A 25,872-nucleotide genomic window follows, 5' to 3' on the forward strand; every position below is an offset into this window, starting at 1 on the left:
ATTTGCTGAAACGAACAAAAGGAGGACAGGACATGTCTATTGTAATTGGTGCAGATGCTGCAGGATTAAGATTAAAAGATCTCGTGAAAGAGTTTCTTGTAAAAGAAAACTTCGATGTTGTGGATGTAACTGCTGAAGGTCAAGATTTTGTAGATGTGACACTTGCAGTCGCGAGCGAAGTGAACAAAAACGATCAAAATCTTGGAATCGTAATTGATGCTTACGGAGCTGGTCCATTTATGGTTGCAACTAAAATCAAAGGAATGGTAGCAGCAGAAGTTTCAGATGAACGATCTGCTTATATGACACGTGGCCACAACAATTCTCGTATGATTACCATGGGTGCTGAAATTGTTGGGGATGAATTAGCCAAGAACATTGCCAAAGGCTTCGTCAATGGTAAATACGACGGTGGTCGTCACCAAATCCGTGTCGATATGTTGAATAAGATGTGCTAATGAGAGGAGAATTCAAATGAGAATTGCAATTGGTTGTGATCACATTGTGACAAATGAAAAAATGGCTGTTTCTGATTTTTTGAAATCAAAAGGATATGAAGTGCTCGACTTTGGGACTTATGACCATACACGTACCCACTATCCAATCTTTGGTAAAAAAGTCGGTGAAGCCGTAGCAAGTGGCCAAGCAGATCTTGGTGTTTGTATCTGTGGTACAGGTGTTGGGATCAACAATGCTGTTAACAAAGTACCTGGTATCCGTTCTGCTTTGGTACGCGATATGACAACTGCTCTCTATGCAAAAGAAGAATTGAACGCGAATGTCATCGGATTTGGTGGTAAAATTACTGGTGAATTGCTCATGTGCGATATCATTGAAGCATTTATCCACGCTGAATACAAACCAACTGAAGAAAATAAAAAATTGATCGCTAAGATCCAACATGTGGAAACACATAATGCTCATCAAGCGGATGCTGATTTCTTTACAGAATTCCTTGAAAAATGGGACCGTGGTGAATACCACGACTAAGAGGTGACGTATGATATTAACGGTCACGATGAACCCTTCGATTGATATTTCTTATCCTTTGGATGTACTCCAGTTGGATACAGTCAATCGTGTGGCTGAGGTGAGTAAGACAGCTGGTGGGAAAGGTCTTAACGTTACTCGTGTACTTTCTGAGATAAAGGATCCAGTGGCAGCGACTGGCCTACTTGGTGGTCGAACAGGGCAATTCATTCTCGATCATTTAGGAGAAGGGATAGAGGAACGTTTCTTTGAAATTGCTGGAGATACACGTAATTGTATCGCCATCCTTCACGAAGGCAAGCAAACAGAAATCTTAGAAAAAGGTCCAACCATTTCTGAGAAAGAAGGGAAAGACTTTCTAGACCATTATCGTCACTTGGTTGAACAAGTAGAGGTTGTTGCCATCTCTGGAAGTCTTCCTGCTGGTTTACCAGTGGACTACTATGCTAGCCTTGTCAAGATTGCAAGGGAAGCTGGGAAACCAGTCGTACTCGATTGCTCGGGAGCTTCTTTAGAAGCTGCCATTCAAGCAGCTGTCAAGCCTACGGTCATTAAACCAAACAATGAAGAATTATCACAGTTGTTAGGAAAAGAAGTGAGTAAGAATGTGGAAGACTTAAAAGAAGTTCTTCAGGATTCTCTCTTTGATGGCATCGAATGGGTGATTGTCTCCCTTGGTGCAAATGGCGCTTTCGCTAAGCATGGGGATGTCTTCTATAAGGTAGATATTCCTAAGATCGATGTCGTCAATCCAGTCGGATCTGGTGATTCGACTGTTGCAGGGATTGCATCTGGTCTCTATCATCATGAGAGTGACGCAGACTTGCTTAAGAAAGCAAATGTTCTTGGAATGTTAAATGCGCAAGAAGCGCAAACAGGACATGTCAACATGGGGCACTATGATGCCTTGTATCAACAATTAATCGTAAAAGAGGTATAAAATGGTATTAACAGAACAAAAACGCAACTATTTGGAACGTCTTAGTACAAAAGACGGTGTCATTTCAGCTTTGGCCTTCGACCAACGTGGAGCTTTGAAACGCTTGATGGCCAAATACCAAGACACTGAGCCAACTGTAGCACAAATGGAAGAATTAAAAGTCCTTGTAGCTGATGAATTGACAAAATATGCTTCATCTATGTTATTGGACCCAGAATATGGTCTACCTGCTACAAAAGCCTTGGACAAAGATGCAGGACTCTTGCTCGCATACGAAAAGACAGGCTACGATACTTCTAGCACCAAACGCTTGCCTGACTGCTTGAACCTTTGGTCAGCAAAACGCATCAAAGAACAAGGCGCAGATGCTGTGAAGTTCTTGCTCTACTATGATGTAGACAGTGCAGATGAACTCAACCAAGAAAAACAAGCTTATATCGAACGCATCGGTTCAGAATGTGTGGCAGAAGACATTCCATTCTTCCTTGAAATCTTGGCTTATGATGAAGGAATTGCAGATGCAACCTCTGCTGAATATGCAAAAGTGAAACCTCGTAAAGTCATTGAAGCTATGAAAGTCTTCTCAGATCCTCGTTTCAATATCGATGTATTGAAAGTAGAAGTTCCTGTCAATGTCAACTACGTGGAAGGTTTTGGAGAAGGTGAAGTTGTCTATAGTCGTGAAGAAGCTGCTGCCTTCTTTAAAGAACAAGAAGAAGCAACCAACCTTCCATACATCTACCTCAGTGCGGGTGTATCCGCAAAACTCTTCCAAGAAACTTTGGAATTTGCTCATGCATCAGGTGCTAACTTCAACGGTGTTCTTTGTGGACGTGCGACATGGGCAGGTTCAGTAGAAGCTTACATCAAAGATGGAGAAGCAGCTGCTCGTGAATGGCTTCGTACAGAAGGTCGTCAAAATATTGAAGAATTGAACGCAGTCTTGGCTAAAGTGGCAACACCTTGGACAGAACGCGTGTAAGAAACAAATTGTTATTGCCTCCTAAAGCAACATTTAGAACATTGGAAGGAAGAAATTCCTTCCAATGTTCTTCATTATTTTTAGGCTTTGTTTATTTTTTATAAAAAATGTTTAAAAATTTTCGCTGTAAGGGTTTACAAAATAAAAAACTTATGATAGAATAAGTTCATAAGTTAAATAGCAGTGAGCGTTACTAAGTTAGATTAGGCGTGACCACAAGTAGATTGAATGATTAGCATAGGCTAGTTTTTTCAGTTGCTTCGTGGTCATTTTTATTTGCTTTTAACAAATTTCACAAAGGAGAGCCTCATGTATCGTATTATCCATCCAATGAACAATAATGTTGCTTTGGTTCAAAATGAACTACAACAAGAGTTAATTGTTATTGGGAGTGGGATTGCTTTTGGGAAAAAGAAAAATGATCTAGTGGCTGATGATAAGGTCGAAAAAGTATTTCGTTTAAACACGGATGAGTCAAGAGAAAACTTTATGGCCCTTCTAAAGGATGTTCCTCTTGATTTCATTACAACCACTTATGAAGTGATTGATACCTTGTCTAAGAAATATGCTTATCCTGTTCAAGAATATATCTATGTGACACTAACAGATCACATCTTTTGTTCTTACCAGGCAGTTCAACAGGGAAGATATAAACACAGTGATCTTCCTGATGCGTCTGCTATGCATCCGATCCCCTATAAAATTGCAAAAGAAGCGATTGAAATCTTTCGAGAGCGGCTCTTGGATCAATTTCCTGATGACGAAGTGAATCGTATCGCCTATCACTTCATCAATGCACAAGGGGAAGTCATTCATGAGCAGGATCCTGATGTCCAAGACCGCCAAGCGATTTTGAAAGCTGTAGAGGAAAAATTAGCTCAAAATGGATTGAAACGAAAAGAAGAGAACAGTCATTTCTACGATCGCTTTATGATCCATCTTAATTATTTCCTTGACTCCCTAGATAAGGGAAGAGAGGATCCTGAAGGCTTGAGCGAGATGGAACAACTGATCCAGCTAAGTTATCCAAAGGCTTATGAGATTAGTCATCAGATCTACCAAACCATCGCTGAACAGACTGGAGCTAAGATATCTCCTAATGAAAAAGTCTATTTAGCCTTGCATATTCAACGTCTATTATAAAAATTTTCAAAAGGTATCATAAGGAGGAACCAACATGAATAAAGAAGAAGTCCAATTACTTGGGTTTGAAATTGTCGCTTATGCCGGTGACGCTCGATCAAAATTAATAGAAGCATTAAAAGCTGCTGAAAATGGTGATTTTGCGAAAGCAGAATCCTTAGTAGAAGAAGCAGGGTCCTGTATCGCTGAGGCTCACAAATCTCAAACGACCATGCTAGCGCAAGAAGCTGCAGGAGAAGAAATCCCCTATAGCATCACCATGATGCATGGTCAAGACCATCTCATGACAACGATCTTATTAAAAGACGTGATTCACCATCTGATTGAACTATATAAAAGAGGAGCAAAATAATGAATAAACTGATTGAACTAATTGAAAAAGGGAAACCTTTCTTTGAAAAGATTTCTCGTAATAAATATTTGCGAGCGATTCGGGATGGTTTCATTGCAGGGATGCCTGTGATCCTCTTCTCATCTATCTTCATCCTAATTGCGTATGTACCAAACGCTTGGGGGTTCCATTGGTCTAAAGATATTGAAACTTTATTGATGACTCCATATAGCTATTCTATGGGCATCTTGGCCTTCTTCGTTGGTGGGACAACGGCTAAGGCTTTGACAGATTCAATGAACCGTGACCTCCCAGCAACCAACCAAATAAACTTCATTTCAACAATGTTGGCTTCTATGGTTGGCTTCTTGCTCATGGCTGCTGAACCTGCTAAAGAAGGTGGATTCTTAACAGCATTCATGGGGACTAAAGGGTTGTTAACAGCCTTTATTGCTGCATTCATTACTGTTAATGTTTACAAAGTCTGTGTGAAAAACAATGTGACCATCCGCATGCCGGACGAGGTTCCACCAAATATTTCACAAGTATTTAAAGACTTGATTCCATTTACATTATCAGTTGTACTCTTGTACGCACTTGAATTAGTTGTTAAAGCAAGCCTTCATGTAACGGTTGCTGAATCAATCGGTACCCTTCTTGCTCCACTATTCTCAGCTGCTGACGGTTACCTTGGAATTACAATTATCTTTGGTGCTTATGCCTTCTTCTGGTTTGTAGGTATCCATGGTCCTTCAATTGTTGAGCCAGCTATCGCAGCGATTACTTATGCAAATGCTGAAGTAAACTTGAAATTGATTCAACAAGGAATGCACGCAGATAAGATTCTTACTTCAGGTACTCAAATGTTTATTGTTACTTTGGGTGGTACTGGTGCGACTCTTGTTGTTCCATTTATGTTCATGTGGTTAACGAAATCAAAACGTAACCGTGCAATTGGACGTGCATCTGTAGTCCCAACATTCTTTGGTGTTAACGAACCAATCTTGTTCGGTGCTCCATTGGTATTGAACCCAATCTTCTTCATTCCATTTATCTTTGCTCCAATTGCAAACGTTTGGATTTTCAAATTCTTTATCGATACACTTGGAATGAACTCATTTACTGCTAACCTACCATGGACAACTCCAGCCCCACTTGGTCTAGTTCTTGGTACTAACTTCCAATTTCTATCATTTGTTCTTGCCGCATTACTTATCGTAGTGGACGTAGTTATTTACTACCCATTCCTTAAAGTTTATGATGAACAAATTCTTGAAGAAGAACGTTCTGGTAAATCTAATGATGAATTGAAAGAAAAAGTAGCTGCAAACTTCAATACAGCGAAAGCTGATGCTGTTCTTGAAAAAGCTGGTGTTGAAAATGAACCAGCTCAAAACAATATCACAAAAGAAACAAACGTATTGGTTCTTTGTGCAGGTGGTGGTACAAGTGGTCTTCTTGCAAATGCTTTGAATAAAGCTGCTAAAGAATACAATGTTCCTGTAAAGGCCGCTGCTGGTGGTTACGGTGCTCACCGTGAAATGTTGCCAGAATTTGACCTTGTTATCCTTGCCCCTCAAGTAGCTTCTAACTATGAAGACATGAGGGCAGAAACAGATAAACTAGGCATTAAATTGGCTAAGACAGAAGGTGCTCAATACATCAAATTGACACGTGATGGTAAAGGCGCTCTTGCATTCGTTCAAGCGCAATTCGATTAACGATAGGGACTGTGAAACAGTCTCCTATCGTAACGGAAATCGCTATGGCGATTTTCCTAATCGACTTGTTAATTCGTCGGTAAAAATATATCGTTTTTACCTCCTCATGTCACAATTCGGTGGCTTGGAACAAGAAGTGAGATGGAGATGGATGGCTCACTAACTCCTCTCCGCTCACTTTTCATTTGGTTCAATTAAGAAATAGGTGAAAAAATGACAAAAACACTTCCTAAAGATTTTATTTTTGGTGGGGCGACAGCTGCCTACCAGGCAGAAGGTGCGACTCATACAGATGGTAAAGGACCAGTTGCATGGGACAAATACTTAGCAGACAACTATTGGTATACTGCTGAACCAGCAAGTGATTTCTACCATAAATATCCAGTAGACTTACAGTTGGCTGAAGAATATGGCGTAAACGGAATTCGTATTTCTATTGCTTGGTCACGTATTTTCCCAACTGGTTATGGTGAAGTCAATCCAAAAGGGGTAGAATTCTATCATAAGTTATTTGCAGAATGTCATAAACGTCATGTAGAACCATTCGTAACTCTTCACCACTTTGATACTCCTGAAGCTCTTCACTCAAATGGAGACTTCTTGAATCGTGAAAATATCGAACACTTTGTAGATTATGCTGCCTTCTGTTTTGAAGAATTCCCAGAAGTCAACTACTGGACAACCTTCAATGAAATTGGCCCAATCGGTGATGGTCAATACTTAGTAGGTAAATTCCCACCAGGTATTCAATATGACCTTGCCAAAGTCTTCCAATCACACCACAATATGATGGTTTCTCATGCACGTGCTGTGAAATTGTACAAAGACAAAGGGTATACAGGTGAAATCGGGGTTGTTCATGCTCTTCCAACTAAGTATCCATTGGATCCTAAAAATCCTGCAGACGTACGTGCTGCTGAGTTGGAAGATATCATTCACAACAAATTTATCTTGGATGCTACTTACCTCGGTCATTATTCAGATGAAACCATGGAAGGGGTTAATCACATTCTTTCAGTTAATGGTGGTAGCTTGGATCTTCGTGACGAAGACTTTGCAGCACTTGAAGCAGCTAAAGATTTGAACGACTTCCTTGGAATTAACTACTACATGAGTGACTGGATGGAAGCCTTTGATGGTGAAACTGAAATCATCCACAACGGTAAAGGGGAAAAAGGAAGCTCTAAGTACCAAATTAAAGGTGTTGGTCGTCGTGTAGCTCCTGACTATGTACCTCGTACTGACTGGGACTGGATTATCTATCCGCAAGGTTTGTATGACCAAATTATGCGCGTGAAAGCAGATTATCCAAACTATAAGAAAATCTACATCACTGAAAACGGACTGGGCTACAAAGATGAGTTTGTGGATAATACGGTTTATGACGATGGACGGATTGATTATGTGAAACAACACTTAGAGGTCTTGTCTGATGCGATTGCAGATGGTGCTAATGTCAAAGGTTACTTCATCTGGTCTCTCATGGACGTCTTCTCTTGGTCTAATGGTTATGAAAAACGCTATGGTCTCTTTTATGTGGACTTTGAAACCCAGGAGCGCTATCCAAAGAAATCGGCTCATTGGTACAAGAAAGTAGCCGAAAGCCAAGTGATTGAATAAGTATAAGAGGCTGGGACAAAAGTCCTAGCCTCTCAATTATTTTTGGATTGTCGAGCAAGACGCAGTGGTTGAGTGGGCTCTACTACGCTGATTTCATCAGCTTTTACAGCCCTACTCAACTGTGCGGAGGTGGGACGACGAAATCGAATTCTAACGAATTACCGATTTCTGTCCCACTCTCTTTTTTATTTTTACTAGAAGAAGGTCTCTTAAACGGATCTCTTCTTTCAGCCCCTAATTTATGGTATAATAGATCGATACTGTAATAAGGAAAATAGAATGAATATACAACAATTACGATATGTAGTGGCGATTGCCAATAGTGGTACTTTTCGTGAGGCTGCTGAAAAAATGTATGTGAGTCAGCCTAGCTTGTCCATCTCCGTCAGAGATCTGGAAAAAGAACTGGGCTTCAAGATTTTTCGTCGGACCAGTTCTGGGACTTTTTTGACCCGTCGGGGAATGGAATTTTATGAAAAAGCGCAGGACGTGGTCAAAGGGTTTGATATTTTTCAAAATCAATATGCCAGTCCTGAAGAAGAGAAGAAAGAATTCTCCATTTCTAGTCAGCACTATGACTTTTTGCCACCTTTGATGACGGAATTCTCAATCCGCTATCCGGAAAATAAAAACTTCCGCATCTTTGAATCAACGACTGTTCAAATTTTGGACGAAGTGGCTCAAGGGCATAGTGAGTTGGGAATTATTTATCTCAACCGTCAAAATACCAAGGGGATTATGCAACGGGTTGATAAATTAGGGCTTGAAGTGGTGGATTTAATTCCTTTTCAGACTCATATTTACCTTCGCAAAGGACATCCTTTGGCTAAGAAGAAAAAACTGGTCATGGAAGATCTAGCTCAGTTGCCAACTGTTCGTTTTACCCAAGAAAAAGATGAGTACCTCTATTATTCAGAGAACTTTGTCGATACCAGCTCGAGCTCACAAATGTTCAATGTGACCGACCGGGCTACCTTGAATGGAATCTTGGAACGGACAGATGCTTATGCGACGGGATCAGGCTTTTTGGATAGCCAGTCCGTGAATGGCATTACCGTGATTCCTTTGGAAGATAACCTGGACAATAAGATGGTCTATGTCAAACGAGAAGAGATGGATCTCTCTCCTGTAGCAGAGAAGTTTGTCGAGGTCATGGTAGAATATTTTGATCAAAAGAGGTAAGAAATGAAGAGAAAAACAATGGTCCCAGTAGCGATCGTCCTTTTGGTCCTACTGGATCAGCTGGTCAAATGGTATGTAGTGAAGAACATTCCACTGGGTGTCGTCAAGTCTTTTATCCCCCATGTGGTCAGTCTGACTTATCTTCAAAACACAGGGGCAGCTTTTTCGCTTCTTGAAAATCAGCAATGGTTCTTTACCCTCATCACTCTAGTCGTGATGGTAGGGGCCTTTTACTATCTCTATAAGCACCTCAAGGGGTCGCTTTGGATTGTGACGGGCTTGACCTTGGTCATTGCAGGTGGCTTGGGGAATTTTATCGATCGCCTGCGTCAGGGCTTCGTGGTTGATATGTTCCACCTGGACTTTATGAATTTTGCAATTTTTAATGTAGCAGATAGTTATTTGACAGTTGGAGTTTTCTTGCTCCTGATCCTGATGTTGAAAGAGGAAACGCATGGAAATTAAAATCGAAGTAGCCGGTGCGCGACTGGATAAGGCTTTGGCGGATTTGACTCCCTTGTCACGAGCTGTGGCCAATGAGCAGATCAAAGAAGGAAAAGTTCTGGTCAATGGGACTGTGAAAAAAGCCAAGTACACGGTTAAAGAAGGAGACATCATCCAGTATGACGTACCAGAAGTGGAAGAGGTCAGCTATGAAGCAGAAGATCTGCCCTTAGACATCGTTTATGAGGACCAAGATGTTGTGGTGGTTAATAAACCTCAAGGCATGGTTGTTCATCCTAGTGCGGGTCATACCAGCGGGACCTTGGTCAATGCGCTCTTATACCATGTCAAGGACCTTTCAGGGATCAATGGAGAATTGCGTCCAGGGATCGTTCATCGGATCGACAAAGACACGTCAGGTCTCTTGATGGTCGCAAAAAATGACCAAGCTCACGTCGCCTTAGCAGAAGAACTAAAAGACAAAAAGTCACTACGGAAGTATTGGGCCATTGTCCATGGCAACCTTCCCAACGATCGGGGCATGATTGAAGCACCGATTGGTCGCAGTGAAAAGGACCGGAAAAAACAAGCGGTGACGGCAAAAGGAAAACCTGCAGTGACCCGTTTTCAAGTTTTGGAACGCTTTGGGAATTACACCTTGGTAGAGTTGCAACTGGAGACTGGTCGGACCCACCAAATTCGGGTACACATGGCCTATATTGGCCATCCAGTGGCTGGAGATCCTGCTTATGGTCCTAAGAAGACACTTAAAGGACAAGGGCAGTTTCTTCATGCGCGGACACTCGGTTTTACCCACCCTCGCACAGGCGAGACCTTGGAATTTACAGCAGAAGTGCCAGTGATCTTTGAGAAAACGCTGGAAGACCTTCGAAAAGGATAATGAAGAATGGGAGTGGGAAAGAACTCTGACTAGTTAAAAAGAGTTCGTTTTCCCACCCCCGCACAGTTGATTAGGTTATCTTTGGAGCAAAAAAAGCGAACAAAGATACCAATCAACCACTGCGTCATGCAGTTATTACTATCAAACATAGAGAGCTGGACAGTTTTTGTCCAGCCTCACTTTTATTAGATACGAAATAAATAGTATTAGAAAGAAACATAGCGATGAAAGCAAAAAGAATCGTCTTTAAAGTAGGGACCTCGTCTTTGACCAATCCAGACGGGAGCCTCTCTAGACAGAAGGTCAAGGTCATTACGCAGCAGTTGGCTCTCTTACATGAATCAGGTCATGAGTTGATCTTGGTCTCATCAGGGGCTGTCGCTGCTGGATTTGGTGCCCTAGGTTTTAAGAAACGGCCGACCAAGGTGGCAGACAAGCAAGCTTCTGCGGCAGTTGGACAAGGCTTACTGATGGAAGAATACACAGCTAACCTGCTCTTACGCAACATTGTTTCTGCGCAGATTTTGTTGACCCAAGATGACTTTGCGGATCAGCGTCGCTATAAGAATGCCCACCAGGCCCTTTCTGTCTTGCTCAATCGTGGGGCCATCCCGATTATCAATGAAAACGATACGGTCTCGATTGCCGAGTTAAAAGTAGGAGACAATGATACCTTAAGTGCGCAGGTTGCAGCCATGGTTCAAGCTGATCTTTTGGTGCTTTTAACGGATGTCGATGGCCTCTATACAGCCAATCCTTCTCAGGATCCAACAGCTAAGCGCTTGGAGCGGATCGAACACATTTCTCGCGAGATGATCGAGATGGCTGGTGGTGCTGGCAGTAGCAACGGAACTGGTGGAATGCTGACCAAACTCAAGGCAGCGACCCTTGCGACCGAGTCAGGGGTTCCTGTCTATATTTGCTCGTCTCTTAAGTCTGATGCTTTGATTGAAGCAGCAGAAGAGCAAGCGGATGGCAGTTACTTCCTTGCAGAGGATAAGGGCTTAAAAACCCAGAAGCAATGGCTAGCCTTTTATGCAGAAAGCAAAGGTGCCGTTTGGGTGGATGCTGGAGCAGCGCAAGCCCTGTTGGATCATGGAAAGAGTCTATTGATTTCTGGTGTGACCAAGGCAGAAGGGGATTTCTCTTACCACGACATCGTCAGCGTCTATCATCAAGAATCAGGACAATTGCTAGGAAAAGGCAAGGTCCGTCTCGGTCAATCAGCCGTGCGTGATATGCTCCAGTCTAAAAAAGCCAAGGGAATCCTTATTCACCGGGATGACTGGATCTCGGTAACTCCTGAGATTGACCTACTCTTTACAGAATTCTAGAGGAAAACGTATGGGAACAACACAAGAACAATTAAGCTTAGCGAGATCAGCTAAGAAAAGCATCAATACAGCCAGTACAGCTCTTAAAAATCAGGCCTTGGAGGCCATGGCTAGCCAGCTTTTGAAAGCGACGGAAGCCATTTTAGCAGCCAATCAAATCGATATGGAAGTGGCACGTGGGAAAATCTCTGAAGTCATGCTGGATCGCCTATTTCTTGATCAAGAGCGGATTGCCGGGATGGCACAAGGAATTCGTGCTTTAATAGACCTGCCAGATCCGATTGGGGAAGTGTTGGATACTGAAGTCTTGGAAAATGGCCTTGAAATCCAGAAAGTTCGAGTCGCCATGGGTGTTATTGGCATCATTTATGAAAGCCGACCAAATGTAACGTCGGACGCTGCAGCGCTTGCCATCAAGAGTGGAAATGCAGTGGTCCTTCGTACTGGAAAGGATGCCTTTCATTCTGCTCAAGCGATCGTGACAGCCCTTAAGGCTGGATTGGAAGAAGCTGGACTGAATCCAGATCTGCTCCAACTGATCCAAGATACGAGTCGAGCTTCTAGTCTTGCTATGATGAAGGCTAAGGGCTATCTGGACTTGCTCATTCCACGTGGTGGTGCTGGATTGATCCAAGCAGTGGTTGAAAATGCCATTGTCCCTGTGATCGAGACAGGAACTGGGATCGTCCATGTCTATGTGGACAAGGAGGCTGATTTCCAGAAAGCACTCGCCATTATTGAAAATGCTAAGACCAGTCGTCCATCCGTCTGCAATGCCATGGAGGTCTTGTTGGTGGATCGAGCGATCGCGTCTGACTTCTTGCCTTTGGTCAAAGAGCGTTTAGTGGATGCACGGGAAAGATCCGTTGAGTTGCGCCTAGATGAGCAAGCACAGGCAATCATTTCGGGGACAGCAGCACAGGAACAGGATTTTGATACCGAATTTTTAGATTATATTTTAGCAGTTAAGGTCGTTGACGGAGTGGAGCAAGCAGTGGACCACATTGAAGCTCATAGCACCCATCATTCGGATGCCATTGTGACTGAAAATCCTGAGACAGCCGCTTATTTCACCCAGCAAGTAGATTCAGCAGCCGTTTATGTCAATGCTTCTACACGCTTTACAGATGGGGGTCAATTTGGACTAGGTTGTGAAATGGGGATCTCGACCCAAAAACTCCATGGGCGTGGACCCATGGGACTCCGGGAAATGACCAGTTACAAATATATCGTCAGTGGAAATGGTCAAGTGAGGTAAGAAATGAAAGTTGCATTTATCGGTCTTGGAAACATGGGGGCTAGTTTAGCCAAAGCAGTCGCAAAAGAAGTAGACGCGCAAGACTTGCTCTTGGTCAATCGCTCTCCTCAAAAGGTGCAAGAGTTTATCAGTCAGTATGGGGGAACGGCGTCTGATCTTGAACAAGTCTTTCAAGAGGCTGAAGTAATCTTTTTAGGGGTCAAACCCTATCAGATTTGTCCTCTCCTAGGAGAGTATCAAGGCATCTTGGCCCAACGCTCTAATCTCTTACTGGTTTCCATGGCTGCAGGCCTGGAATTAGAAAAGATGGCTGACGTGATCCAGAACGAACAGGTGGGTCTCATCCGCATCATGCCCAATACGCCTGTGGCCATTGGTAAAGGTGTTATCAGTCTGGCCCGCTCCCAAGCAGTGACAGACCAGCAAGTAGCCAAAGTCAACCAGCTCTTAGCAGGAGCAGGGGCCCTCTACGAAATTGAAGAAAAATTGATGGATCCTGCAACGGCTGTCGCAGGCTGTGGGCCAGCCTTTGTCTATCAGATGATTGAAGCCATGGCAGATGCAGGAGTAGGATTAGGACTTACACGAGAGCAAGCCTTGCAGATGGCTGCACAGACCTTCCAAGGCGCTAGTCAAATGGTCCTAGAGACAGGTGAGCACCCAGCCCGCTTGCGAGATGCAGTTTGTAGCCCAGGTGGCTCTACCATCGCAGGTGTCAACCGCTTAGAACAAGTCGGCCTACGGGGCGACATCATTGCAGGAGTGGAAGCAGCCTACAAACGCACCCAAGAAATGGCACAAGAGGCAGCGAAGGAATAGAAAAAAAGATTGGTTTTCGCCAATCTTTTTTACGTTAGAGCGACTCTATTTCAACCAAACCATTTTCTGTCAGACGATAGATTTTTTGGCAGACTTCTTTGAGGAAGGTCCGGTCGTGAGAGACCGTGACTAGTCCGCCTGCGTAGTCTGCGAAAAGGCGTCGAATTTCTGGTTGGGAAGTGGGGGAAAAATTGCGAGTAGGCTCGTCCAAGAGCAGAAACTGGGGACTTGTGAGCACTAGTTGAAGGAGATAGAGTTTTCCTTGCTGGCCACCAGAAAGTTCATAGATCGGATGGTGCATTTCAGAATAGGTAAAGTTGAGGGAGGCTAAATGCAATTGAATGGTGTTGATTTCTTCACGATCGCCTGAATGCTGTAAGAATTGAACGGGTGTCTGAGTCAGAGGGAGGCGTTCAGTGTAATCTTGAGGCATATAGGCAGTGCGGATACTTTCATTCTTCTGTAGACTTTTCCATATCATTTTTAGGAAAGTGGATTTCCCCACACCGTTGGAACCGATAATTCCTATCTTGTCCTGCCCTTGAAGAGTAAGGGAGAGGTCCTTGACCAGGACCCGATCACCAATTGTGAGCTCTTCCTGATCTAAGAGAAGGACTCGTTTTTTAGGAGACAAGGGAGTGAGGGGAGGGAAATGCAGATTGATGACTTCCTCATCATAGGGTTGGGAAGTCATGGATTGGAATTCCCGCTCGTAGCGCTTTTCTTGTGAGAGGAGGGACTTCATTTTCTTTGCTAGGAGACGTCCGGCAGTGCTATCCTTGGTGTTTCGTAAGGAAGTTTCGACTTGCTGACGGACGCGACGATGCTTCTCCATTGTTTTTCGGTAGGTTCGTTGATCATTGGCAGCTTGCTGAGTCTGTTGCTTGAATTGTTGCTCCCTCTGGCTACTGTAGTCTTGATAACCTAAGTGCTCTACAATGGTTTCAGCCTCCTTGCGGTGTTTGATCTGTCTTAGGTGGATGATCGTATCCGCCGTCTGCGTCAAAAAATCTTCATGATGGGAAATAAATAGGATGGTTTGGGGGCTTGTTTGAATCATCTGCTGGAGCCAGTCCAGGGTTTTCAAATCCAGATCATTTGAAGGTTCATCTAAAAATAGTAATTCATGAGGACGACAAAGTTCGTGAAGTAGTTGAACTTTGAGGGCTTCTCCTCCAGATAGACTTCCAATAGCTTGGTCGCTTGCAAAGCGGTCGCTATCAAAATGCAATTGATCAGCCAGTCTGTAGAGGGTGGCATAGTCTAGCTCGTCTTCTCCAAAAAAATATTCTTCCAATGTTTTTCCCTTCAATGCTTCTGGCAAAGACTGGGGAATATAGGCATAGGAGTGAAAGGAAGTGGTGATTTCGCCTTCTATTGTCAGATAATCTGGTAGGGATTTTGGGGACATGAGGACATGAAGCAAAGAAGATTTTCCATTTCCTTCTTCGCCAATAATGGCAACTTTTTCTCCTTCATGAATGGTTAAGGACAGATCGCGAACCAGATCGCGTAAATCTTTTGTATGGCGGATGGTGAGGTGGGATAGTTTTAGCATAAGATTCCTTTCTACTGGGACAAAAAACAGCTCTACCTATTTAGTAGAGCTGTATTCAAGTGGAACCCAAACAGAAAAAGATCTAATATAGCCAACAAGAAGTTGGAGAATAGGCAAGAGGGTACACAAAAAGAGATAGAACAAGCAGTCCACTAAATAAAGTATTTTATTTAACGAAACTTAGTTGTTCATATCTCCTTACCTCCGAATATGATTAGATTTATTCTATTCCTTTTATTCGTTAATGTCAAGGAATTCCTTGCTTCTTATTCCCTTTTCTTTTCGGACTCGGGGGGATTTTATGGTATAATTAAAGATATGCATACAAAACCAACGTCCGCTTATGTCCACATCCCATTTTGTACCCAGATTTGTTTTTATTGTGATTTTTCGAAGGTCTTTATTAAGAACCAACCAGTCGATGCTTATTTGGATCATTTGATCCAAGAATTTCGTCGGGAAGAAATCACACACTTACGGACTCTCTATATTGGGGGTGGGACACCGACAGCCTTATCTGCAGATCAGCTAGCCTATCTGCTCAAGGAACTGACCAAGTCGCTTGATCTGTCTCAGATGGAAGAGCTGACGATCGAGGCCAATCCTGGTGATTTGGATCCGGATAAGATTGCGGTCTTGAAGGATTCGCCAGTTAATCGGGTTTCATTGGGCGTGCAGACCTTTGATAATCGCTTGCTCAAGAAGATTGGTCGAAGTCACCAAGAGCAGGACATTTATGACAATATCGACCGTCTGAAGCTGGCTGGTTTTGACAATATTTCGATCGACCTCATCTATGCGCTTCCGACACAAACCATGGACCAGGTCAAAGAGAATGTTGCTAAGGCTCGTACCCTTGACATTCCCCACATGAGTCTTTATAGCTTGATTCTGGAGAATCACACAGTCTTTATGAATCGCATGAGACGGGGCAAGCTTCCTCTACCAAAAGAGGAGTTGGAAGCAGAGATGTTTGAATACATTATTCAGGAGTTGGAGCGAGCGGGCTTTGAGCATTACGAAATTTCTAATTTCTCCAAGCCTGGTTTTGAAAGTCGACACAATCTCATGTATTGGGACAATGCTGAGTATTATGGTCTGGGAGCTGGAGCATCCGGCTATGTCGATGGGATTCGCTACAAGAATCATGGCCCCATTCGTCACTATATGCAAGCTGTCGAAGAGGGAAATGCGCGTGTCCAAGAAGAGCATCTGACTCAGACAGAAATGATGGAAGAAGAGATGTTTCTAGGACTACGTAAGAAAACAGGCGTTTCCAAGAAGCGTTTTGAAGAAAAATTTGGTGTGAATTTTGACCAACAATATGGATCAGTGGTTGAGGAATTGACCCAGCAGGGCCTGTTGGTCCCTGACAAGGACATTGTACGAATGACCAAGAAAGGTCTCTTTTTAGCAGACACTGTAGCAGAGAAGTTTATTTTGGAGTAGAAAATGGCAAAAACATTTGAATACAGCATGAAAATTCCGTTTGATATGAGCGATGTCAATGGTTATATTAAGATTCCCCAATTGATCTTGCTGTCTTTACAGGTATCGGGCATGCAATCGATTGAGCTGGGTATGAGTGATATGTACATTTTAGAGAACTACAATCTAGTCTGGATTATCACGGATTACAATATGAAGATCGAGCGTCTCCCTGTTTTTGATGAGAAAATCACTATCGAAACCTATGCCAAGAGTCACAATCGACTTTTCTGCTACCGGGCCTTTAATATCAAGGATGAAGCAGGAAATACTATCATTGAGATGGTCGCGACCTTTGTCTTGATGGATCGGGATACACGCAAGGTTCATCCTGTTATGAGTGAAATCACGGATGCCTTTGACTCTGAATTTTCAAAAACCATGCTACGCGGTCCCCGTTTTAAGGAATTAGAGGGGGGCGTCGAACAAGAATACCGGGTTCGGTTTTACGACTTGGATATGAACGGACATGTCAACAATAGCAAGTACTTGGACTGGGTTTTTGAGGTGATGGGAGCAGACTTCTTGACCCATCATGTCCCTAAAAAAGTTCATCTGAAATATGTCAAAGAAGTGCTAGCAGGAGGTCTCATCACCTCTCAATATGAACAAGAGGGCTTGAAAACTCAGCACCAAATTATTTCAGATGGTCAGATCAATGCCCAAGCTGAAATTGAGTGGGAAAAAGTAGAAGAAAAGGGTTGGACTTATGGAAAGTAGAAGATTAAAAAATAAAAAACAGGAACTTGAAAGCTATCAAAAACGGGTTGTGGCCTATGCCAAGCGTCAAAAGAACCCTTTGTACATGTTGGGAGATTGGCTCTTGACTCTTTGTGCTTTGGGCATCATCCTGGTAGAGGAAATTTATAAATTTTTCCGCTATCGCTTGAATTTAGAGAGTTTTAATCGCTTTTTAAGAGAAGATGTACGCTGGTATCGGGTCTGGATCCATTTCACCTTGGCCTTTCTTTTACCGGTCATGATCTTCTCGATTGGGATTACTAGCCAATCAGGATCCTTCTGGTCCAATTTCTATCACCGCTTGTCTCAAGGCGTGCTCTTTAGCACAACAGTCAGCCTCGCTGCGACCTTGGTGACGGATTTTGTGGAGAATTTGCAACCAGAAACCAAGTCAGACGGCCGGAACCGGAGCACCAAGCGCACGGTTTATCAAATCAGTGTGGATCAGGCAACTGTAATAGGCTTGTTATTGACCATTGTGATCCTCATGGTGGCTTCCTTCTTGTTTACCCAATCAGGAAGTCAAGGAATCAATTTTACAGGTTTGATTTTACAATTTATCCTCTATGCTGGAGCCTTGCTCTTGTATGGATCTGGTGGACGAGTCGATACAGAGAAGTTGTATGAAAAAGCTGAAACAGAAAGGGAAGAATAAATGCACTACAAGGGCTATTTAATTGATTTGGATGGCACCATTTACAAAGGAAAATCACGAATTCCAGCAGGAGAAGCTTTTGTTCATGAATTACAGGCGCGTGAAATTCCCTATCTCTTTGTCACCAATAACACAACCCGCACACCAGAGACTGTTCGGGATATGCTGGCGACTCACTTCAATATTGAAACCCCAGTGTCGACCATCTATACAGCTACCCTTGCGACCATTGACTACATGAACGACCAAAACTTGGGCAAAAAGGTCTATGTGATTGGAGAAGCGGGGCTCAAAGATGCTATTGAAGAAGCTGGCTATATTATCGATGAAGAAGCACCTGATTATGTGGTGATTGGCCTCGATTGGCAAGTGGATTATGAGAAATTTGCTAAAGCAACCTTGGCGATTCAAAAGGGAGCGCACTTTATAGGGACCAACCCTGACCTTAATATCCCAACGGAGCGTGGCTTGCTGCCAGGTGCAGGATCCCTGATTGCCCTTGTCGAAGCAGCGACACGGGTCAAGCCAGTGATCATTGGCAAACCAAAGGCCATCATTATGGATAAGGCCATTGAACACTTGGGGCTTGAAAGAGAAGAAGTGGTTATGGTCGGGGACAATTATTTAACAGATATTCGTGCAGGTATTGACAATGGGATTCCAACCCTTTTGGTGACGACAGGTTTTACCAAACCAGAAGAAGTGTCAACCTTACCAATCGCACCGACACATGTTGTTGCCAGTCTAGCGGAGTGGGATTTTGATGCTTAAAAGTCTGAAATCAATTAACCTATTTTTCTTTATCTTGTCAGCTGCAATCCTTCTTACCATTGCTCTCGCTTGGGCCCTCTATCCCATGGAAATTCATTGGTTGGGGATTCAAAGCCGGACTGGTTATTCGGCTTCTGCCATCATGAAGAATTTTAATGTCTTGATGAACTACTTGACCAATCCTTTTCAATGGGTGTTGAAGATGCCTCAATTCCCCTCTTCAAAAAATGGCTTGCACCATTTTGAGGCCGTCAAGTACCTATTTCACTTAGTGACGGTCGTTTTCGTGGTCACACTACCTGGTTTTATCCAGTTTATGCGGACAGTCGTCAAAAAAGGCTACCTGACCTTGTACCGTAGTCTCTTCTTTTGGATGATGGTTTTACCAGTAGTGCTTGCAGTGGTGGCTGTTATGATTGGCTTTGATCAATTTTTTACGCTCTTTCATCAGGTCTTATTTGCTGGGGACAATACTTGGCTCTTTGATCCGCGCGTGGATTCGATTATTCTTGCATTACCAGAAGACTACTTTATGCATGCCTTTTTGATTTTCTTTGTCTTATACGAAGGAATGTGTGCGAGTTTTTATCTATTTTCTAGGAGGAAGAAATGAACCAATACAACCGATTATTAGACCCTAAAAAAGATATAGGAAGGTATTCCGGGACACTTGCCATTTATCTCTTGGTAATGACCTTGGTAACCGTCCTGTGGGAAGTCCTCCTTGGATTGACCATAGCAGGCTCTCTCAGAAAAGATCCAAGTCAAGTAACGGAGAAACTCAATGCCCTGAATGTTTGGGCTGGTATTCCCTACCTTATCTCTATTTCCATTGGACTCTTTCTCTTTAATGCCTATCGCAAGAAGGCCCTTTATAAATATGATCTCAAGCACAAGGGACGTAAGATGACTCTTTCAGTCTTCTTTATTCTTCTCGCCTTTCTTGGCTTTTCTCAAGTCTTTTCATCTGTGATGACACAAGTGATTGAGCGCATGTTTGAGACCATTGGCCTTCATTCTCCAACACCTGATCTAGGTGATACGATTGAGCGATCTTGGACTATGCTCTTGTATGCTGGCTTTTTTGGTCCAATCACAGAGGAATTCTTCTTCCGTGGAGCAGGCTTGCGAGGCTTGGAACGGTATGGCAAGATCTTCGCCATTGTCATGACGGCTATCTTGTTTGGACTCTTTCATGCCAATTTTGACCAGCTCTTTTTCGCAAGTATCATTGGTCTAGGTTTCGGCTACATTGCCTTTGAATACAATATCTGGTGGGCTATTTTCTATCACATTTTCAATAATTTTGTGATTTCCCAAGGCTTGCATTATGTGGCCTATCATGTGGACGAGGGACTAGCGAATTGGCTCCAAATTGGTGTTTTAGCTATTGGTTCCATTGTCATGATAGTGGTTCTTGCGACTAAATGGCCAGCTATCAAAGCTTATATTCAAGCCAATAAACCTCAACCGGGAGTTTTCCAGCGTGCCCTCGCTTCCTTCTGGTTCTGGTTCTTCGTGCTATTCACTATCCTGATGTCTATTGTTCCTTATGTGATTCCGATCTTCCAAATGGCAAATCTCAAAGGATAAGTATTATCAAAGGGGGATCCTTTTAGATCCCTCTTTTCTGCTATAATAGAGAGAGTAGAACACAAGGAGAGAAATTGTTTGATAGCTGGACTGGGCGTATAGTGCTCTTCGGCGATTTGTGACATGTAAGAAACTAATTAAAATCTCAGAGTAGTGGATTAGAAATTACAAATCTAAAAGATAAGGTAATTGAAAGGGGATAAATATGAAGATCTATGATGATGTGATCAATGCACTAAAAAATATAGACTTTTTGAAAGAGGAAAGAGCTATAAATTTACCAATCATTCAGTTAAAGACTCTCAAAGATGCTGAGAAGAGTATCAATAGTTTGAAGTGGGAGAATTTTGTATTAGAGAAAGATGGGGATTTTAGTGCTTATCTTTCTAAAAATCATAGTGATATGTATAAACACTGGAATTCACTGGCAATAAGTGCAAAAGAGGAAATTATTCCTCAAATTGAAGCACGATTAGATAACCTGATTGCAGATAGCAAACTGCTAGAATCCATGAAAGATCAGATAAAATTTGATATTGTTGGCTTGGCAATTTACTTAACCATCAAAAAAGAGATACCTCAAGCTAAGTCACAATTTTTCGATGAGTTGTATGCTTTATACCAAGTAGGCTACATTCCTTGCGGTTATGCCAAGGGGTGCTATAAGGTTTTATAAGAAGAATGAAGAATACAAGTTCAATTTGGATCGGTCATTTTTAAGATCTTATTTTGTTAAAAAAATCAATTAATTTAGTAGATTATAGAGAGGTTGGCTAAGTGCTAGACCTCCCTTTTTTGCTATAATAGAGAGTATGAATAACTTGATTAAATCCAAGCTCGAGCTCTTGCCGACGAGTCCGGGCTGTTACATTCACAAAGACAAGAACGGTACCATCATCTATGTGGGGAAGGCCAAAAATCTCCGCAATCGGGTGCGGTCCTATTTCAGAGGGAGCCATGATACCAAGACAGAAGCGCTGGTATCTGAGATTGTAGATTTTGAGTTTATCGTCACTGAGTCCAATATTGAGGCCTTGCTTCTTGAGATCAACCTCATCAAGGAAAACAAGCCCAAGTACAATATCATGCTCAAGGACGACAAGTCCTATCCCTTCATCAAGATTACCAATGAGCGCTATCCGCGTCTCATCATCACGCGCCAGGTCAAAAAGGACGGTGGTCTCTATTTCGGTCCCTATCCGGATGTGGGAGCGGCCAATGAGATCAAGAGGCTTTTGGACCGAATTTTCCCTTTCCGCAAGTGTACCAATCCGCCTTCCAAAGTCTGCTTTTACTACCATTTAGGACAATGCATGGCCCACACAGTCTGCCACAAGGACGAGGCCTATTTCAAGGGCATGGCGCAGGAGGTTTCTGATTTCCTCAAGGGGCAGGATGATAAGATTATCGATGAGCTCAAGTTCAAGATGAATACCGCTGCGCAAAACATGGAATTTGAGCGGGCAGCCGAGTATCGGGATCTAATCCAGGCCATCGGGACCCTGCGGACCAAACAGCGGGTCATGGCCAAGGATTTGCAGAACCGGGATGTCTTTGGCTACTACGTGGACAAGGGCTGGATGTGTGTGCAGGTCTTCTTTGTCCGTCAGGGCAAGCTGATCGAGCGTGACGTCAATCTCTTCCCTTACTACAATGATCCGGATGAGGATTTCTTGACCTATGTGGGGCAGTTTTACCAGGAGAAATCTCACCTGATCCCCAATGAAATCCTGATCCCTCAGGATATCGATGAGGAAGCGGTCAAGGCCCTAGTGGAGACCAAGGTCCTCAAGCCCCAGCGTGGGGAGAAGAAGCAGTTGGTCAATCTGGCTATCAAGAATGCGCGTGTCAGTCTGGAGCAGAAGTTCAATCTTCTTGAAAAATCGATGGAAAAGACTCAAGGTGCCATTGAAAACCTTGGAAAACTCCTGCAAATCCCAACCCCTGTGCGCATTGAGTCCTTTGATAACTCCAACATTATGGGGACCAGTCCCGTATCTGCCATGGTGGTCTTTGTCAATGGGAAGCCAAGCAAAAAGGACTACCGTAAGTACAAGATCAAGACCGTCGTAGGGCCAGATGACTATGCCAGCATGCGGGAAGTCATTCGCAGACGCTACAGCCGGGTCATGCGGGATGGCCTGACGCCACCAGACCTGATCGTCATCGATGGGGGTCAGGGCCAGGTCAATATCGCTAAGCAAGTCATTCAAGACGAGTTGGGGCTGGATATTCCTATTGCAGGCCTACAAAAGAATGACAAGCACCAGACTCATGAATTGCTCTTTGGGGATCCTCTCCAAGTCATCGAACTCTCTCGAACCTCGCAGGAATTTTTCCTCCTCCAACGGATCCAGGATGAAGTACACCGCTTCGCCATCACCTTCCACCGCCAGCTTCGTTCCAAGAATTCCTTCTCTTCCCAGCTGGATGGCATCGAAGGTTTGGGACCAAAACGCAAGCAGTTGCTGATGAAACACTTCAAGTCACTGACCAAGATCAAAGAAGCTACTGTGGAAGAGATCGTCACAGTTGGCATCCCACGAGCAGTCGCGGAGGCGGTGCAAGCCAAGCTCCATCAAGGAAAGCAGGAAGAAGCAAGTCCATTGATGGAAGTGGCGGAGTCCGCAAAAGACTTGCAGTAAAGATAGGACACCAGAGGGTCAAGAGCTTGATTATTTATTGGAAATCGTAGAGTCATTGGGCTATGAAGTTCAATATGATAAGCGAGAACGATTTTTCCATATTAACTTGCAGCAAGTTGAGAATTTTCGTTTTGGTTTTCATTTTGTTTTTGAACATGGTAGATTGGAATTGATTTGGGTCATATATGAAGGAGATAAAGTCATCATGGGTAGTCCCTTTGAAATGGCTAATTTCTAGAGAGTATATTATTCTAGATCCAGTTATTTCTGATTATATTGATTTTCGGGATGTTATGAAAATTGCTTTTGAAATGTATGAGGATTTTAAACAAGCATTTATAAAGATTGCTAAAAATCAATAATTTAAAAATTTCAATTGGCCATCAGGCTCGTTCCATGCCAAAATGTGGTAACTAAGGTGTTATCGCATTTTTTATTTTTGTGAGTTTTTGTTATACTTGATTTAAACTTCTAACACTTTTTTACCAGTCAGCTACTGGTCACCTCGGGAATAAATACAAATCCTATAGAGCAAGTCAAGCAGCTAATGTGAACATCCACAGTGGGGAAGCGACTAGCTTTAAGGCTAGTATTAAAGATCGTGTCAAAACAACTTGGACGGAAGTTAAGACCAAGGTGGGTGATGTCAAGGTTCAAGCTGGAGAAGCTTTTGATAACTTCAAGAACCGTGTTTCAAATGTGAAGAACAAAACTGTTGCAGCAGGAGCAGAAGCGCTTCCAATAAAGTTCGGAACTTCAATGATTCGGAACTTCAATGATGCGATGGAAACAGGTCGACAAAATGTTCAAAACATGATGGATTCCATTGGAAATCAACGTCAACCTGCCTTTGCTCTTGCAGGGGATGGAAATGTTAATCTACCAAAGTCTAACGTCTCAACGAAGATAGATGATTTCGCCGATCGCATCCAACAAATCTCAGTCGATCACAAACAGAAGATTGCAGCATTTGAAGGTAGAGGTGGGGGAAGATCGATTCCTACACCAGTTAATAATATGCAAGAATTTTTTGAGACGGATTTTGGTGAACAGTTAAAAAGTTCGGTGAGAAAGACAAAGAAGCGATATGATGGACAAACTATTTATGAAGTAGTAGATAAGAGTATTCCTGGGCTTAAAAAAGGTGATCAGATATATTTAGATGGTATGCATAAAGACCATTTGGAAGTATTTAAGTCGAATGGAGAATTTAAAAAAGTAATAAATATTGACGGTACAATAAACAAAATGAAGACCAAATTAGGAGCAGGGCGGAGACTAAATAAATGATTGAAGTAAGCAAACTAATAAGACAATATATCGATTTTTTTGAACAATTAAATATTAAACAGCATATAGATAATTCTGAATATCTTATTGATTTAAAAACTTGTGAGAATGAAATAGAAGACTACTTGGAGCAATTAAAAAATGGAATTACCTTGTTAGACAAAAAGAAAGATAAGATTTCTTCATCAAAAGATCAAGATTATACAACTGGTTTTGTAGATGTCTTTTTGGCTCTAGACGGATTAGCAGATAGCTTTTCAGAATTTAATCAAATGTCCATAAAATTAAATAAGCAATTTATGTATCATAGCGGTGAAATCACTCATGAAGAATACCTAGATAATGGTTACTTGAATGTAGAGGTTGTAGAGGATGAAGAAGCCGATGATGAAGGGAATATCTAGTTCATTCTAGAACCTTATTATAATATAGTCTAAACCATTCATATTCATGTGGATGGTTTTCACGTTTTGTACTCATTTTTGTTATACTAGTTTTATTGTATGCTGATTTAGGCGGGGCGAGATGTGATCACACGTCTTAAAATACAATAGGAACGAATGGATTTTAGGTTTGATGGAAAATAACTTACTACTGACAGGAGTAGATTTTGGTGGGGTTAGTCCTTTGTCTCTTAAAGAGTTGAAAACTAATCTAGAGTCTATTTCTGATGAAAAAGAATGTATTTTACTGATTGCAGAGATATTAAAAAAGGGGGATTTTTCAGTTAAACCATTGTTGATTGAACTGATGAATCAAACGAAAGATGAATCTGTCTTAAATTTGTGTATTCGATTGTTTTGCTCGGTATGCACCAATGAAGATTTAAGGGATGTTTCCAATCTTAGATGTTTATCCGATGTGTCAGAATTTGCTATTTTTACATTTGTCACTGGTGCTGTGGACACGATGTCCTATGAAGTAGTCCCTTATTTGCTTGCACTTTGGGACGAGTGGGAAGATAGCGATTCAGACATTGAATATGCGATCCAAGATGCATTGGATGATTATTTTTATGATCAGAAATTATCGACGGAGGAAGCAACCGAAGAAGAGGTTGAAGAATTATGGTCGCTAGTAAGCGAACAGAAAGAACCAGATACCTATTACTATAAGGGCTCTCCTGTCTTTCCGGGAATGTTTGCTAAGGAAATCATGACTTCATTGTATACTGGTATCCAAGTTGAAGGTAAGTTTCATAAATACCTTCAATCTACTCTCCTTTCTACATTTACTGGTAAAAGGGTTCCAGTAAAAGTTAACGAAACAATTTCAAGAAAAGATATCGATAATATGATTGATTACATTGAAGATGTTTCCAAGCGAGACTGGGTCGAAGGAAGAAAATATTTTTATGGTTTTGAAATCAAATGATGACTGGTCGTTTAAAATGTGATATCCAAGTGTGATCACATTTTTTATTTTTGCTCGTTTTTGTTATACTTAAGGCACACAGATTTTTCAAT

General features: G+C 42.4%; 26 protein-coding genes. 25 read left to right on the forward strand and 1 reads right to left on the reverse strand.

The window, feature by feature from the left end; genetic code table 11:
* Positions 1-32 precede the first annotated feature (32 nt).
* The 14 genes from lacA (at position 33) to proC (ending at position 13,665) form a co-directional block, all read left to right on the forward strand.
* Positions 33-458: a galactose-6-phosphate isomerase subunit LacA gene (lacA, locus tag SM123_RS04850; protein ID WP_003007724.1), complete on the forward strand. Its 426-nt coding sequence runs from the start codon at positions 33-35 to the stop codon at positions 456-458.
* Between the two features lie 16 nt (positions 459-474).
* Positions 475-990 carry a galactose-6-phosphate isomerase subunit LacB gene (lacB, locus tag SM123_RS04855; protein ID WP_003002763.1) on the forward strand — a complete coding sequence of 172 codons (516 nt, stop codon included), beginning with the start codon at positions 475-477 and terminating at the stop codon, positions 988-990.
* A gap of 10 nt (positions 991-1,000) precedes the next feature.
* A complete protein-coding gene (locus SM123_RS04860) occupies positions 1,001-1,930 on the forward strand; it encodes a tagatose-6-phosphate kinase (protein WP_049498246.1) in 930 nt (309 codons plus the stop codon).
* Position 1,931: 1 nt separating this feature from the next.
* Positions 1,932-2,912, forward strand: coding sequence for a tagatose-bisphosphate aldolase (gene lacD / locus SM123_RS04865; protein ID WP_049498247.1), 981 nt, complete (start codon positions 1,932-1,934; stop codon positions 2,910-2,912).
* Positions 2,913-3,221: 309 nt separating this feature from the next.
* Positions 3,222-4,055 carry a PRD domain-containing protein gene (locus SM123_RS04870; protein WP_049498248.1) on the forward strand — a complete coding sequence of 278 codons (834 nt, stop codon included), beginning with the start codon at positions 3,222-3,224 and terminating at the stop codon, positions 4,053-4,055.
* Between the two features lie 34 nt (positions 4,056-4,089).
* Positions 4,090-4,407 carry a PTS lactose/cellobiose transporter subunit IIA gene (locus tag SM123_RS04875; RefSeq protein WP_049498249.1) on the forward strand — a complete coding sequence of 106 codons (318 nt, stop codon included), beginning with the start codon at positions 4,090-4,092 and terminating at the stop codon, positions 4,405-4,407.
* Positions 4,407-6,107: a lactose-specific PTS transporter subunit EIIC gene (locus SM123_RS04880; protein WP_155124827.1), complete on the forward strand. Its 1,701-nt coding sequence runs from the start codon at positions 4,407-4,409 to the stop codon at positions 6,105-6,107. The genes SM123_RS04875 and SM123_RS04880 overlap by 1 nt, the downstream gene beginning before the upstream one ends.
* A 213-nt stretch (positions 6,108-6,320) precedes the next feature.
* The gene (gene lacG, locus SM123_RS04885) at positions 6,321-7,727 is read left to right on the forward strand and encodes a 6-phospho-beta-galactosidase (RefSeq protein WP_320909975.1); all 1,407 of its coding nucleotides are present in this window, start codon (positions 6,321-6,323) and stop codon (positions 7,725-7,727) included.
* A gap of 279 nt (positions 7,728-8,006) precedes the next feature.
* Positions 8,007-8,909 carry a LysR family transcriptional regulator gene (locus SM123_RS04890; RefSeq protein ID WP_003001728.1) on the forward strand — a complete coding sequence of 301 codons (903 nt, stop codon included), beginning with the start codon at positions 8,007-8,009 and terminating at the stop codon, positions 8,907-8,909.
* 3 nt (positions 8,910-8,912) lie between these two features.
* The gene (gene lspA / locus SM123_RS04895; protein WP_320909976.1) at positions 8,913-9,374 is read left to right on the forward strand and encodes a signal peptidase II; all 462 of its coding nucleotides are present in this window, start codon (positions 8,913-8,915) and stop codon (positions 9,372-9,374) included.
* Positions 9,364-10,254, forward strand: coding sequence for an RluA family pseudouridine synthase (locus SM123_RS04900; protein ID WP_320909977.1), 891 nt, complete (start codon positions 9,364-9,366; stop codon positions 10,252-10,254). Before lspA ends, SM123_RS04900 begins: the two co-directional genes overlap by 11 nt.
* A gap of 224 nt (positions 10,255-10,478) precedes the next feature.
* Positions 10,479-11,588: a glutamate 5-kinase gene (gene proB, locus SM123_RS04905; RefSeq protein ID WP_320909978.1), complete on the forward strand. Its 1,110-nt coding sequence runs from the start codon at positions 10,479-10,481 to the stop codon at positions 11,586-11,588.
* 10 nt (positions 11,589-11,598) lie between these two features.
* The gene (locus SM123_RS04910; protein WP_320909979.1) at positions 11,599-12,846 is read left to right on the forward strand and encodes a glutamate-5-semialdehyde dehydrogenase; all 1,248 of its coding nucleotides are present in this window, start codon (positions 11,599-11,601) and stop codon (positions 12,844-12,846) included.
* A gap of 3 nt (positions 12,847-12,849) precedes the next feature.
* Positions 12,850-13,665, forward strand: coding sequence for a pyrroline-5-carboxylate reductase (proC, locus tag SM123_RS04915; protein WP_320909980.1), 816 nt, complete (start codon positions 12,850-12,852; stop codon positions 13,663-13,665).
* Between the two features lie 34 nt (positions 13,666-13,699).
* Here the strand turns inward: proC and SM123_RS04920 are convergent, their stop codons facing one another.
* The gene (locus SM123_RS04920) at positions 13,700-15,223 is read right to left on the reverse strand and encodes an ATP-binding cassette domain-containing protein (RefSeq protein WP_320909981.1); all 1,524 of its coding nucleotides are present in this window, start codon (positions 15,221-15,223) and stop codon (positions 13,700-13,702) included.
* 318 nt (positions 15,224-15,541) lie between these two features.
* Here SM123_RS04920 and hemW point away from each other — a divergent pair, with 318 nt between their 5' ends.
* The 11 genes from hemW to imm47 all read left to right on the forward strand — a co-directional run bounded on the left by hemW (position 15,542) and on the right by imm47 (position 25,780).
* Positions 15,542-16,672: a radical SAM family heme chaperone HemW gene (gene hemW, locus SM123_RS04925; protein ID WP_320909982.1), complete on the forward strand. Its 1,131-nt coding sequence runs from the start codon at positions 15,542-15,544 to the stop codon at positions 16,670-16,672.
* 3 nt (positions 16,673-16,675) lie between these two features.
* Positions 16,676-17,431, forward strand: a complete 756-nt coding sequence (locus SM123_RS04930; RefSeq protein WP_254732417.1) for an acyl-ACP thioesterase domain-containing protein — start codon at positions 16,676-16,678, stop codon at positions 17,429-17,431.
* Positions 17,421-18,107 carry a hypothetical protein gene (locus SM123_RS04935; protein WP_320909983.1) on the forward strand — a complete coding sequence of 229 codons (687 nt, stop codon included), beginning with the start codon at positions 17,421-17,423 and terminating at the stop codon, positions 18,105-18,107. Before SM123_RS04930 ends, SM123_RS04935 begins: the two co-directional genes overlap by 11 nt.
* The gene (locus SM123_RS04940) at positions 18,108-18,878 is read left to right on the forward strand and encodes a TIGR01457 family HAD-type hydrolase (RefSeq protein WP_320909984.1); all 771 of its coding nucleotides are present in this window, start codon (positions 18,108-18,110) and stop codon (positions 18,876-18,878) included.
* Entirely contained in the window at positions 18,871-19,491 is a 621-nt protein-coding gene (locus SM123_RS04945; protein ID WP_320909985.1) for a TIGR01906 family membrane protein, read from the forward strand. Before SM123_RS04940 ends, SM123_RS04945 begins: the two co-directional genes overlap by 8 nt.
* The gene (locus SM123_RS04950; protein ID WP_049485450.1) at positions 19,488-20,471 is read left to right on the forward strand and encodes a CPBP family intramembrane glutamic endopeptidase; all 984 of its coding nucleotides are present in this window, start codon (positions 19,488-19,490) and stop codon (positions 20,469-20,471) included. The genes SM123_RS04945 and SM123_RS04950 overlap by 4 nt, the downstream gene beginning before the upstream one ends.
* A 205-nt stretch (positions 20,472-20,676) precedes the next feature.
* Positions 20,677-21,147: a hypothetical protein gene (locus tag SM123_RS04955; protein ID WP_320909115.1), complete on the forward strand. Its 471-nt coding sequence runs from the start codon at positions 20,677-20,679 to the stop codon at positions 21,145-21,147.
* Between the two features lie 136 nt (positions 21,148-21,283).
* Positions 21,284-23,116 (forward strand): excinuclease ABC subunit UvrC, encoded by a 1,833-nt coding sequence (uvrC, locus tag SM123_RS04960; RefSeq protein WP_320909116.1) that lies wholly within the window; start codon positions 21,284-21,286, stop codon positions 23,114-23,116.
* 549 nt (positions 23,117-23,665) lie between these two features.
* Positions 23,666-24,406 carry a hypothetical protein gene (locus SM123_RS04965; RefSeq protein ID WP_320909117.1) on the forward strand — a complete coding sequence of 247 codons (741 nt, stop codon included), beginning with the start codon at positions 23,666-23,668 and terminating at the stop codon, positions 24,404-24,406.
* Positions 24,403-24,810, forward strand: coding sequence for a hypothetical protein (locus SM123_RS04970; RefSeq protein WP_320909118.1), 408 nt, complete (start codon positions 24,403-24,405; stop codon positions 24,808-24,810). The genes SM123_RS04965 and SM123_RS04970 overlap by 4 nt, the downstream gene beginning before the upstream one ends.
* A 172-nt stretch (positions 24,811-24,982) precedes the next feature.
* Positions 24,983-25,780, forward strand: coding sequence for an Imm47 family immunity protein (imm47, locus tag SM123_RS04975; RefSeq protein ID WP_320909119.1), 798 nt, complete (start codon positions 24,983-24,985; stop codon positions 25,778-25,780).
* The last annotated feature ends 92 nt before the right edge of the window (positions 25,781-25,872 follow it).

Source organism: Streptococcus sp. S5, from assembly GCF_034134805.1.
Taxonomy (GTDB): domain Bacteria; phylum Bacillota; class Bacilli; order Lactobacillales; family Streptococcaceae; genus Streptococcus; species Streptococcus lingualis.